This is a genomic window from Streptomyces sp. NPDC087270 (assembly GCF_044744625.1).
In the GTDB taxonomy this organism is placed as follows: Bacteria; Actinomycetota; Actinomycetes; order Streptomycetales; family Streptomycetaceae; genus Actinacidiphila.
In genome coordinates, this window is sequence record NZ_JBIUYR010000022.1 from 159,253 (window position 1) to 170,903 (window position 11,651).

The 11,651-nt window shown below is 72.9% G+C and carries 11 protein-coding genes; 7 read left to right on the forward strand and 4 right to left on the reverse strand.

All coding sequences use genetic code 11. From position 1 onward, the window contains the following. Nucleotides 1-58 precede the first annotated feature (58 nt). The 3 genes from ACIPAE_RS34050 (at nucleotide 59) to ilvD (ending at nucleotide 4,270) form a co-directional block, all read left to right on the forward strand. On the forward strand, nucleotides 59-1,093 hold the full coding sequence (locus ACIPAE_RS34050; protein WP_329366092.1) for a Ppx/GppA phosphatase family protein: 1,035 nt from the start codon (nucleotides 59-61) through the stop codon (nucleotides 1,091-1,093). 313 nt (nucleotides 1,094-1,406) lie between these two features. Continuing rightward, nucleotides 1,407-2,219 carry a sugar phosphate isomerase/epimerase gene (locus tag ACIPAE_RS34055; protein WP_328467678.1) on the forward strand — a complete coding sequence of 271 codons (813 nt, stop codon included), beginning with the start codon at nucleotides 1,407-1,409 and terminating at the stop codon, nucleotides 2,217-2,219. A 197-nt stretch (nucleotides 2,220-2,416) separates the two neighbouring features. Beyond that, nucleotides 2,417-4,270: a dihydroxy-acid dehydratase gene (ilvD, locus tag ACIPAE_RS34060; RefSeq protein ID WP_402450575.1), complete on the forward strand. Its 1,854-nt coding sequence runs from the start codon at nucleotides 2,417-2,419 to the stop codon at nucleotides 4,268-4,270. A 47-nt stretch (nucleotides 4,271-4,317) separates the two neighbouring features. Here ilvD and ACIPAE_RS34065 read toward each other — a convergent pair whose 3' ends face one another. Continuing rightward, on the reverse strand, nucleotides 4,318-5,193 hold the full coding sequence (locus tag ACIPAE_RS34065) for a glycosyltransferase family 2 protein (RefSeq protein ID WP_329366087.1): 876 nt from the start codon (nucleotides 5,191-5,193) through the stop codon (nucleotides 4,318-4,320). 186 nt (nucleotides 5,194-5,379) lie between these two features. Here ACIPAE_RS34065 and ACIPAE_RS34070 point away from each other — a divergent pair, with 186 nt between their 5' ends. Further along, nucleotides 5,380-5,925, forward strand: coding sequence for a hypothetical protein (locus ACIPAE_RS34070; protein ID WP_329366085.1), 546 nt, complete (start codon nucleotides 5,380-5,382; stop codon nucleotides 5,923-5,925). Nucleotides 5,926-6,037: 112 nt separating this feature from the next. Here ACIPAE_RS34070 and ACIPAE_RS34075 read toward each other — a convergent pair whose 3' ends face one another. Next, entirely contained in the window at nucleotides 6,038-6,724 is a 687-nt protein-coding gene (locus ACIPAE_RS34075; protein WP_402450578.1) for an SDR family oxidoreductase, read from the reverse strand. 81 nt (nucleotides 6,725-6,805) lie between these two features. On the opposite strand from ACIPAE_RS34075, the gene ACIPAE_RS34080 reads away from it, so the two are divergent. After that, nucleotides 6,806-7,378, forward strand: a complete 573-nt coding sequence (locus ACIPAE_RS34080; protein ID WP_402450581.1) for a TetR/AcrR family transcriptional regulator — start codon at nucleotides 6,806-6,808, stop codon at nucleotides 7,376-7,378. A gap of 220 nt (nucleotides 7,379-7,598) precedes the next feature. Here the strand turns inward: ACIPAE_RS34080 and ACIPAE_RS34085 are convergent, their stop codons facing one another. Further along, nucleotides 7,599-8,009 (reverse strand): hypothetical protein, encoded by a 411-nt coding sequence (locus tag ACIPAE_RS34085; protein WP_329366078.1) that lies wholly within the window; start codon nucleotides 8,007-8,009, stop codon nucleotides 7,599-7,601. Nucleotides 8,010-8,192: 183 nt separating this feature from the next. Between ACIPAE_RS34085 and ACIPAE_RS34090 the strand changes: the two genes are divergently transcribed. Both ACIPAE_RS34090 and proC read left to right on the forward strand, forming a co-directional pair. Continuing rightward, the gene (locus ACIPAE_RS34090; RefSeq protein WP_328467692.1) at nucleotides 8,193-8,678 is read left to right on the forward strand and encodes a tetratricopeptide repeat protein; all 486 of its coding nucleotides are present in this window, start codon (nucleotides 8,193-8,195) and stop codon (nucleotides 8,676-8,678) included. 121 nt (nucleotides 8,679-8,799) lie between these two features. Beyond that, a complete protein-coding gene (proC, locus tag ACIPAE_RS34095) occupies nucleotides 8,800-9,606 on the forward strand; it encodes a pyrroline-5-carboxylate reductase (protein WP_329374048.1) in 807 nt (268 codons plus the stop codon). Nucleotides 9,607-9,712: 106 nt separating this feature from the next. On the opposite strand, the gene trpS is transcribed toward proC, so the two are convergent. Further along, entirely contained in the window at nucleotides 9,713-10,792 is a 1,080-nt protein-coding gene (gene trpS, locus ACIPAE_RS34100) for a tryptophan--tRNA ligase (protein WP_402450584.1), read from the reverse strand. Nucleotides 10,793-11,651: the final 859 nt, after the last annotated feature.

The window sequence follows — 11,651 nt, forward strand, 5'->3', positions numbered from 1 at the left end:
GAATACGGGCGGCGCCGGCCGGCGCCACCCGGGAGCGCCGCTGGCTACAGTGCTGCCCATGCGACTGGGAGTGCTCGACGTGGGTTCCAACACCGTTCACCTCTTGGTGGTGGACGCGCACCCGGGCGCGCGGCCGCTGCCGGCGTACTCGCACAAGGCCGAGCTGCGGCTGGCCGAGCTGCTCGACGTGCGCGGCGCGATCGGCGGGACCGGGGTGGACCGGCTGGTGAGCACCGTCGCGGACGCGATGCGGGTGGCGGAGGACAAGGGCGTCGAGGACGTCCTGGCGTTTGCCACCTCCGCGATCCGCGAGGCCGCCAACGGCGAGGAGGTGCTGGACCGGGTCGAGCGCGAGACCGGCGTACGGCTGACGGTGCTGTCCGGCGCCGACGAGGCCCGGCTGACCTTCCTCGCGGTACGCCGCTGGTTCGGCTGGTCCGCGGGCCGGCTGCTGGTGCTGGACATCGGTGGCGGCTCGCTGGAGGTCGCCTTCGGCATGGACGAGTACCCGGACGCGGCCGTCTCCCTGCCGCTCGGCGCCGGCCGGCTGACCGGCAGCTGGCTGCCCGGCGACCCGCCCGCCACCGCCGACGTGCGCGCCCTGCGCAAGCACGCCCGGGCCGAGATAGCGCGTGCCGTGCCGGAGTTCGCCCGGCTGGGCCGCCCCGACCACGCCGTCGGTACCTCCAAGACGTTCCGCCAGCTCGCCCGGATCGGCGGCGCCGCCCGCAGCGCGGACGGCCTGTACGTGCAGCGCACGCTGCGGCGCGAGGTGCTGGAGGAGTGGGTGCCGCGGCTGGCCGCGATGAGCGCCGCCCGCCGCTCCGCGCTGCCCGGCGTCTCCGAGGGCCGCGCCCGGCAACTGCTGGCGGGCGCGCTGGTCGCCGAGGGCGCGATGGACCTCTTCGACGTCGACGAGCTGGAGATCTGCCCGTGGGCGCTGCGCGAAGGGGTGATCCTGCGCAAGCTCGACGTGATGGTGGGCGAGGTGGCCTCGGCCGCGCGGGACCGGGCCGCGGGTCCCGGCCCGGCCGCCTCCTCGGTGGCCCCGGAGGACCTGCCCGCCTCCTCGGTGGCCCGCCGCCCCGCCTGAGCCGGCGCCGCCGCGGGCTGCCGTACGAGCGGCCACCCGCGGGCGTACGAGCGACCGCGCGCAGGCGTACGAGGGGTCACCCGCGGGCGTACGAGCGGCCGCGCGGCCGTCCACGTGGCGCGTGTCATACGGGGGCCGTCCGGCGGCTCCACGGGCGGCCGGGCGGCGGTCGGCCGGGCGCCGTCCCACCGGCGGCGGTGCCGTTCGTCCGGCCGGTCGCCGTACGCTGGCTTGCGTGCCAGAAGCAGCGGACCGACCCGAGGCGCGCGACGCCCGCCGAGGCCGCGTCGCCGCCGTGTCCGGTATTTCGGGAATGCGCGATTCGTCCGGCAGGAAGGACGTGAAGGTCGCGCTGTCCACCGCCTCGGTCTACCCCGAGTCCACCGCGACCGCGTTCGAGATCGCCGCGCGGCTCGGCTACGACGGCGTCGAGGTCATGGTGTGGACCGACCCGGTCAGCCAGGACGTCGAGGCGCTGCGCCGGCTGTCGGACTACCACCAGGTGCCGATCCTCGCGGTGCACGCGCCGTGCCTGCTGATCACCCAGCGGGTGTGGTCCACCGACCCGTGGACCAAGCTCCTGCGGGCCCGCGCCGCCGCCCAGCGGCTGGGCGCCTCCACCGTCGTGGTGCACCCGCCCTTCCGCTGGCAGCGCGGGTACGCCCGCGACTTCGTGCGCGGGGTGTGGCGGATGGCCGACGAGACGGACATCCGGTTCGCCGTGGAGAACATGTACCCCTGGCGCTACCGCGACCGCGAGATGCTCGCGTACGCCCCCGACTGGGACGTGACCAAGGAGGACTACCGGCACTTCACGGTCGACCTCTCGCACGCGGCCACCTCGCGCAGCGAGGCGCTGGAGATGGCCGCGCGGATGGGCGACCGGCTGGCCCATGTGCACATGGCCGACGGCAACGGCTCGGCGAAGGACGAGCACCTGGTGCCCGGGCGCGGTTCGCAGCCCTGCGCGGAACTGCTGGGCGCGCTGGCCTCCGGCGGTTTCGGCGGGCACGTGGTGATCGAGGTGAACACCCGGCGGGCGATGTCCGCGGCCGAACGCGAGGAGGACCTCGCGGAGGCCCTGGCCTTCACCCGGCTGCACCTCGCTGCCGTCCGGGTGCCCTGACCCTCCCCGCCGGCCCGACCTCCTCTCCGGGCCCGCCCCTCCCTCCGGCCCGGGGCCACCATGCGGACGGGACGTCCGAATCCTGGGCCGCGGGCGTAGGCTCGTCGTCCAGGCAGTCGCGAGTCCCGGCAGCGCAGACTCGTACGAGCGAAGTGGACCCGAGGGGCGAAACCCGGGTCCAAGAAGGAGGGGAAACCGTGCCCGAGCTGAGGTCACGTACGGTCACCCACGGCCGCAACATGGCCGGCGCCCGCGCGTTGATGCGCGCGTCCGGCGTCGCCAACTCCGACATCGGCAAGCCGATCGTCGCGGTCGCCAACAGCTTCACCGAGTTCGTACCGGGTCACACGCACCTCCAGCCGGTCGGCCGGATCGTCTCCGAGGCGATCCTCGCGGCGGGCGCGGTGCCGCGCGAGTTCAACACGATCGCCGTGGACGACGGCATCGCGATGGGCCACGGCGGCATGCTCTACTCGCTGCCCTCCCGCGACCTGATCGCCGACTCCGTGGAGTACATGGTCCAGGCGCACTGCGCGGACGCCCTGATCTGCATCTCCAACTGCGACAAGATCACCCCGGGCATGCTGATGGCCGCGCTGCGCCTCAACATCCCGACGGTCTTCGTCTCCGGCGGGCCCATGGAGGCCGGCCGCGCCACCCTCGTCGACGGCACCGTCCGCAAGCTCGACCTGATCAACGCGATCTCCGACGCCGTCAACGACGACGTGTCCGACGAGGACATCCTCCGCATCGAGGAGAACGCCTGCCCGACCTGCGGCTCGTGTTCCGGCATGTTCACCGCCAACTCGATGAACTGCCTCACCGAGGCGATCGGCCTGGCCCTGCCCGGCAACGGCTCGGTGCTCGCCACCCACACCGCCCGCCGCGCGCTGTACGAGAAGGCCGGCGCCACCGTGGTGGACCTGGCCAAGCGGTACTACGAGCAGGACGACACGTCGGTGCTGCCGCGCGCCATCGCCACCCCGGCCGCCTTCGAGAACGCGATGGCGCTGGATATCTCGATGGGCGGCTCCACCAACACGATCCTGCACCTGCTGGCCGCGGCCCAGGAGGCCGAGGTCACCTACGGCCTCAGCGAGATGGACGAGGTCTCGCGCCGCGTGCCGTGCCTGGCCAAGGTCGCGCCCAACGTGGCACCCGGCGGCACGTACTACATGGAGGACGTGCACCGGGCCGGCGGCATCCCCGCCATCCTCGGCGAGCTCTACCGCGGCGGGCTGCTCAACGAGGACGTGCACACCGTGCACTCGCCCTCGATCAAGCAGTGGCTCGACACCTGGGACGTGCGCGGCGGCTCCCCGTCGCCGGAAGCCGTCGAGCTGTGGCACGCCGCCCCCGGCTGCGTCCGCTCCGCCGAGGCGTTCTCCCAGTCCGAGCGGTGGGACACCCTCGACACCGACGCGGCGGGCGGCTGCATCCGCGACGTCGAGCACGCCTACTCCAAGGACGGCGGCCTCGCGGTGCTGCGCGGCAACCTCGCCGTGGACGGCGCCGTGGTGAAGACCGCGGGCGTCGACGAGTCGATCTGGACCTTCGAGGGCCCGGCCGTCGTCTGCGAGTCGCAGGAGGAGGCCGTCGAGAAGATCCTCGCCAAGCAGGTCACCCCCGGCGACGTGGTGGTCATCCGGTACGAGGGTCCGCGCGGCGGCCCGGGCATGCAGGAGATGCTCTACCCGACGTCCTTCCTCAAGGGCCGCGGCCTGGGCAAGGTCTGCGCGCTGGTCACCGACGGCCGCTTCTCCGGCGGCACTTCGGGCCTGTCCATCGGCCACGCCTCGCCCGAGGCGGCCTCCGGCGGCACCATCGCGCTGGTCGAGGACGGTGACCGGATCAGGATCGACATCCCGAACCGCACCATGGAACTGCTCGTCTCCGACGAGGAGTTGGCCACCCGCCGGGAGGCCCTGAACGGCGTGTACGCGCCCCGCGACCGCACCCGCCACGTCTCCACCGCGCTGCGCGCGTACGCGGCGATGGCGACCAGCGCGGACAAGGGCGCCGTGCGCGACGTCACCCTGCTGGAGCGCTGAAGCCCTGAACCCGGCCTCGCCGAGCCCCCGTTGATCGATCGGCGCGATCAGATCAGCGGGGGCCGGCCGAGCCGGGTCATCCGCCACGCGGTGGACCACCGCATCGGGCGGCGCGGCGGGCACGGCGTACGCACGCCCTCGACGAACCCCGCGCACCACGCCTTGAGCCCGGCCCCCGACCGGGTGCGCGCCACGGTCAGCGCCGTCCACACCCCCAGGTACGCGGGCACCAGCAGCACCGGGAGGTGGCGCTTGGCCAGCCAGACCCGGTTCCTCGCGAGGTTGCGGTAGTAGACCGCGTGCCGGGTCGGCGACGTCCACGGGTGCTGGAGCACCAGCTCCGGCGCGTACCGGACGTTCCAGCGCGCGTCCAGCGCGCGCCAGGCGAGGTCGGTCTCCTCGTGCGCGTAGAAGAACGGGTCCGGCCAGCCGCCGATCTCGTCGAGCATCCGCATCGACAGGCCGTGCCCGCCGCCCAGGAACGTGGTCACCAGCCCGCCGCGCATCGGATCGGACGCCCGCAGCCGCGGCACGTGCCGGCGGGCGGTGCGCCCCCGCTCGTCCGCGATCCGGAAACCCACCACGCCCAGCCGGTCGTCGGCCTCGTACAGCGCGCACAGCCGGGTGAAGACGTCGGTGCCCAGCAGCAGCCCGTCGTCGTCCAGGTCGACCACGACGTCCACGTCGCCGAACTCCCGCAGGGCCTCGATCGCCACGTTGCGGCCGCCGGGAATCCCGAGGTTCTCGCTCAGCTCGACCGTGGCCACCTCCTTGGGCAGATCCGGCAGCGGCGAGCCGTTCCCGACGACCACCACCCGCGTCGCCGGGGTCTCCTGCGCCGCCACGGACTCCAGCAGCGCGAGGAGTTCCGCGGGCCGGGTGCCCATCGTCAGAATGGCAACACCTACACGAGGGTGGCGCACGGGTGAAGTCTCCGTTCCTCGGGTCCGACCCGCAGATGCTAACGCCACGGCCTACGCAACCCCGGCGCGAATCCACGAGCTTTAACGGCTCTGGGGCTACTCCTGACACGGAACGGCCCGCGCCGCGCCGGTGACCGGGCCGGCGGCCGGACGGGCCCGCCGGGCCGATCCCGCATAATCGATGACGTGAGCGACACCCATGGGCCCGGCGAGGACCGCGACCGTACGGCCGGAGCCCCGCGGCCCGAGCCGATCCGGTTCTTCGGGACGACCTGGGTCGGCCACGATGGCGGCTACGCGCTGCGGCGGGTGGGCGTGGCGGTCGGGTCGCTGGTGAGCGCGGTGATCGGCGCGCTGGTGCTGCTCTTCGGCTTCCAGGGCCTGACGGACGCCGACGTCGGCCTGTTCGTGAACGTCCTGGCCATCGCCGGTTTCGCGGTGTGCAGCGTGCTGATGTTCGCCCGGACGTGGCGCGGCTACGTACGCGGCCGCCCCTCGGCGTCCGGCGCCGACCCGGACACGGGCGGCTCGATGCAGGGCCTGTACGTGATCGGCTTCGTCGGCGCGCTGCTGGCGTACTTCGTGCGGAGCCTGTACGAGGCGCCGGGGGAGCGGCTGCTCCGGGCGGAGTACGAACAGGCGCGGGAGCAGTACGAGCGCCGCCGGGCGCAGCGCACCGGCAACCCGGCCGGCCGCGGCAAGGTCCGCGGCGCCGCCAAGCGCCGCCGGTAGCGCCGCGGCCCGGCCGCATCACCGTATCCGCGCGCCGTAACGGCCTCGCGCCCGCCGCTCGCCGCCGTCCGCCCGCCGTGCGCCGCTGTCCGCCCGCCGCCGTGCGCCCTCGTCACGCCACCGTGAACCCGCCGTCCACCGGCAGGATCGAGCCCGTCACGTAGTCCGCGCCGATCACGTAGCGGATCGCGCCCGCGACGTCCTCGGAGGTGCCGACCCGCCCGGCCGGGACGGACTCCGCGGCGGCGGCGAACTGGGCCGCGCGCTGCTCCTCGGGCAGGAACGCCCACCAGTCGGTGTCGATGACGCCCGGCGAGACCGCGTTGACCCGGACCGGGGCGAGGTCGGCGGCCAGCGGGGAGACGATCCGCTCGATGGCGCCGTTCACCGCCGCGAGCCCGGCCAGCCCCGGCAGACCGGCGCGCGCGGACGCCGCCGAGAGCAGCGTCACCGACCCGGTGACCCGCGCCCGCTGGACGGCGAACAGGTAGGCGAAGAGCTTGCCGTCGAACGCGGCGCGTATGTCGGCGAGTTCGGTGTCCTTGATCGGGCCGACGCCGACATGGCCCGAGCTGAAGGCGAGCACCAGGTGCTCGAAGGCGCCGATCCGCTCGAAGAACGCGGCGACCGCGTCCTCGTCGGTCCCGTCGACGCGCTCGGCGGTCAGCCCCTCGGCGGCGGCCGCCGCCAGCCGCTCCCGGTTCCGCCCGGTCACGACGACCTCGGCGCCGTCCGCCCGCAGCGCCCGGGCCGTCGCGAGCCCGATGCCGGCCGTGCCGCCCATGATCACCACACGCATGTCAGTGCTCCCTCGTTGATTCGATACGCGATGTCTCGTTTCTATATCGAGACGCATCGTCTTGTAAAGTAAGGTGAGCGCATGACGGGTGACCGGCGGCCGGGGCGGCCACGCAGCGAGGCCGCGCGCCAGGCGATCCTGGGCGCGGCGATCGACGAGTTGAAGGAGCGCGGATACGCCGCGCTGACGGTGGAGGGCATCGCCGCGCGGGCCGGCGTCGGCAAGCAGACGATCTACCGCTGGTGGCCGTCGAAGGCGGACGTCGTGCTGACCGCGCTGCTCGACCTGTCCGAGACCACGATCGCGGTGCCGGACGAGGGCTCGCTGGAGGAGGACCTGAGGGGATTCCTCGCCGAGACCTTCCGGCAGCGAGGGCAGCGGCCGGTGCTGGCCGGCCTGATGGCGCAGGCGCTGCTCGACCCGGTCTTCGCGACGGCGTTCCGGGAGCGCTTCCTGTTCCGGCGGCGCGCGGTGCTCCGGGAGATCCTCGAACGGGCCGCCGCCCGCGGCGAGATCGCGTCCGACCTCTCGCTGGAACTGCTGATCGACGTGGTCTACGGCGTGCTGTGGTACCGGCTGCTGATCGAACACGCGCCCCTGGACGACGAGGCGGGCCGCCGGCTCGCGGACCTGGTGCTGCGGGCGGTGCGTTAGAGGAGCCGGCGGGGATAGGGGAGCCGGCGGGGATAGGGGAGCCGGCGGGGCTGGGGGAGCCGGTGGCAGCTGGGGAGCCGGTGGGATCGGCGGGTGTGGGGGAGCCCGTGGGACGGGCGCGGGTCGCCGGCGGTCGCCCCCGTACGCGTACCGCCGTCGCCCGCGAACCGTGCCCGCGGTTCGACGCCCGTGGAGGGTGCTCGCGGAGGGTGCTCGCGCGTTACGCCCGAGACCTGCTGAACGTGCCCGCGACGCCGACCACCGCCGCCACCACGGCACCGTGCCACAGGCCAGTCCACACCGACCCGAAGAAGCCCTGGCTGGTGAGTACCTGCCGCACCACCACGTCGGTCAGGAACATCATCCCGGCCGGCACGGCGGCCACCTGCCACGGGTGCGAGCGCGCCCAGCGCCTGATGCGGTGGTCCCGGCCGGCGCCCCGCGAGGAGTAGCCGAGCACCGAGCCCGCCCCGCCCACGCAGAAGAACAGCAGCGCGGCCACCGACAGCGCGCTGCTCAGGATGCCGAGCCCGAAGTGCCCGCCCACGAGGTGCAGGACCAGCGACACTCCACCGCCCAGCGCGCCCACGACGGCGGCCGGCCGCCAGGGTCCGAGGGTCACGGAAGCCACGGCCAAGTGCCGCTTCTCCGCGCCCGATACAGAGATTTCACGGGATGAACGACTCATACCGCAACGGTCCACCCCGCCCCGCCCGCACGCCATAGGGGATGACCCTGAGCCGCCCCCTACCGGTCCCTACCGCCCCGGGAGTACCCGCCGTACGGCGTGACCGCGTGCGGCATGATGACGGCCATGACCTCGTACGACGCGCACGCCGCGGCCGAAGCGACCCGGCTGCGCGAGGCAGGGGACCGAGACGCCCTGCTCGCCCTCGCCGCACGGCACCCGCAGGACCCCGCCGTCGCGTACCAGACCGCCTGGCTGCACGACCGCCTCGGCCTCGAAGCCGAAGCCGTCCCGTTCTACGAGACCGCGCTCGCCGTCGGCGGCCTGGACGACGAGGACCGGCTCGGCGCCCACACCGGCCTCGCCAGCACCTACCGGGTGCTGGGCCGGTACGACGACGCGCTCGCCGCCTTCGACCGCGCCCTCGCCGAGTACCCGGGCGACCCGGCCCTGACCGCATTCCGCGCGATCGCCCTGCACAACCTCGGCCGCTCCGGCGACGCCGTTGCCGACCTGCTCAAACTCCTCACCGCCACCAGCTCCGCACCCGCCGTCGCCCGCTACCGCCGCGCGCTCGACCACTACGCCGACCACCTCGACGAGACGGTCTGACCCCCGGTTCACCTGCCCGAGGAGTGGACGCGGCCACCACCTCGCCCCCGCCCCTGCGAGGATGACCGGACAGGGAGCCCCGTACCGCTTGAGGTGAACCGCCATGACCGCCACCACCGCCCTGACGCAGACCGTCGCCGTGCTCGGCACCGGGAAGATCGGCGAGGCGCTGCTCTCCGGGATGATCAGGGCCGGCTGGGCCCCCGAGAACCTGCTGGTCACCGCCCGCCGCACCGAACGCGCCGAGGAACTGCGGACCCGCTACGGCGTCGAGGCCGTCGGCAACGCGCACGCCGCCAAGACCGCCGACACCCTCATCCTCGCCGTCAAGCCCCAGGACATGGGCGCCCTGCTCGCCGAGCTCGCCCCGCACGTCGGCGCCGACAAGCTCGTGATCAGCGCCGCCGCCGGCATCCCCACCGCCTTCTTCGAGGAACGCCTCACCGAGGGCACGGCGGTCGTCCGGGTCATGCCCAACACCCCCGTGCTCGTGGACGAGGGCATGTCCGTGATCTCCGCGGGACGGCACGCCGACGAGACCCACCTGGCGCGCACCGAGGCGATCTTCCAGCCGGTCGGCAAGACCCTGCGCGTCCCCGAGAAGCAGCAGGACGCCGCCACCGCGCTCTCCGGCTCAGGCCCCGCCTACTTCTACTACCTGGTCGAGGCGATGACGGACGCCGGCATCCTGCTCGGGCTGCCCCGCGCCCAGGCCCACGACCTCATCGTCCAGTCCGCGATCGGCGCCGCCGTCATGCTGCGCGACAGCGGCGAGCACCCGGTGAAGCTCCGCGAGGCGGTCACCTCGCCGGCCGGCACCACCATCAGCGCCATCCGCGAGCTGGAGAACCACGGCGTGCGCGCCGCCCTGATCGCGGCGCTGGAGGCCGCCCGCGACCGCAGCCGCGAACTGGCCACCGGCGTCTAGCCGTTCATACGGCAGCGGCGGGCCGGCCGGCCTTCGGAGCGGCGCGCCGGGTCACCCACGTGGGTGACCCGGCACACCACGTGGGTGACCCGCGGTCCGCCCTTGCTCACGCCGGACGCAGCAGCCCGATCGCGTCGTACGCCGCGTCGACCGTCGGCCGGGCCAGCGCCCGGGCCTGGGCCGCACCCTCGCGCAGCACCCCGTCGACATACGACGGATCGGCGCTGATGGCGGCGTGCCGCGCCCGCAGAGGCCGCAGCAGCTCCACCACCGCCTCGGCCGTGTCCGCCTTCAGCACCCCGATCCCGTCGTACCGCTCCGCCAGCGCATCCGGCTCCTCACCCGTGCACGCCGACAGGATCTCCAGCAGGTTCGCGACCCCCGGCCGTGCCTCGCGGTCGTACGACACCCCCGGCTCGCTGTCCGTCACAGCCCGCCGGACCTTCTTGACCACGGCCTCCGGCTCGTCCAGCAGGTAGACGATCCCGGCCGTCGCCGCGTGCGACTTCCCCATCTTCGCCAGCGGGTCCTGGAGGTCCATCACCCGCGCTGCCACCGCCGGCACCGTGGCCCTCGGCACCACGAAGGTGTGGCCGTAGCGCTGGTTGAACCGCACCGCCAGGTCCCGGGTCAGCTCCACGTGCTGCGTCTGGTCCTCGCCCACCGGCACCTCGGTCGCCCCGTACGCCAGGATGTCCGCCGCCATCAGCGCCGGATACGTCAGCAGCGACAGCCGCACGCTCTGCCCGGAGGTCCGCGCCCGCGCCGACTTCTCCTTGTACTGGATCATCCGGCGCATCTCGCCGTCCGTGGCCACGCACTCCAGGAGGAACATCAGCCGGGTGTGCTCGTCCACGTGGCTCTGCGCGAAGACCGTGCACACCTCCGGGTCCAGCCCGGAGGCCAGCAGCAGTCCCGCCGTCTGCCGGCTCAGCCGGCGCACCCGTGCCGGGTCGTGCTCCACGGTCAGCGCGTGCAGGTCCACCACGCAGAAGAGCGACTCGGCCCGGTGCTGGTCCACCTCGGCCCACCGCCGCATCGCGCCGAGGTAGTTCCCCAGGGTGAGGTGCCCGGTGGGTTTGACCCCGCTGAAGATACGGGCGCTCTGTGGCCGCGCCGGCTGGTCCCTGTTCCCACCCGCGGCAGGCTGTGTCGCCTCTGCGGATTCCTGCGTCGTCGCCGTCATGTCCGTCGTCTCCTGTGTCCTGTGTCCTGTGACAGATCGGAGACCGCCGCCCGGTGTGCGACCGAGGGCACAACGCAAACGGCCGCCGAGGCGGCGGCCGTTGGATGCATACGTCAGTCCCGGGCCGCCCTAGGCGGCCCACCACTGGGTGCTGTACGTACACGAGGTCATGTCCACCACAGTAGCGCGCCAGGTAGTGGCGCGACAGGTAGTGCGGCGACAGGTGTCCGTGGGGTCCCGATCCGGCGGAGGTTGACACGGGCGCGGGGGATGCGTAGTGTCCTCCGGGTTGTCCGACGTGAGCGCCGACCTCGGTTGGTCCCCGGACAACCATTCCGCAGTAACCATTCGAGTCGAACGCGCATTGCCGTGTTCGCCTGTCTGTGCGCTTTTGGAATGCCCGGCGGAACGGGAAGCGGCCGATTTGGATCGGCCGCTGAACATCCGCTAAAGTCTCACTCGTCGGAACGGCCGAAGGGCCGGAAAGACAAACCCCGCTGACTGGGGGTCAGGCACTGGAAAGCGTCTGATAGAGTCGGAACACAACGAAGGGAAAGCCCGGAGGGGCCCGGAAGGGCAGCCGATGGCAGCTTCCGCTCCTTGAGAACTCAACAGCGTGCCAAAAGTCAACGCCAGATATGTTGATACCCCGTTCCGGTCGGTTTCGATCGGGATGAGGTTCCTTTGAAAAAGTCCTTCCTCGGTTGAGGGAGGCGACACAGCGAGGACGCTGTGGACGGTTCGGATTATTCCTCTGGACTGTCCCGCTCTTTCGCGGGTGTGCTACCGGATTACCGGTGAACATTCACGGAGAGTTTGATCCTGGCTCAGGACGAACGCTGGCGGCGTGCTTAACACA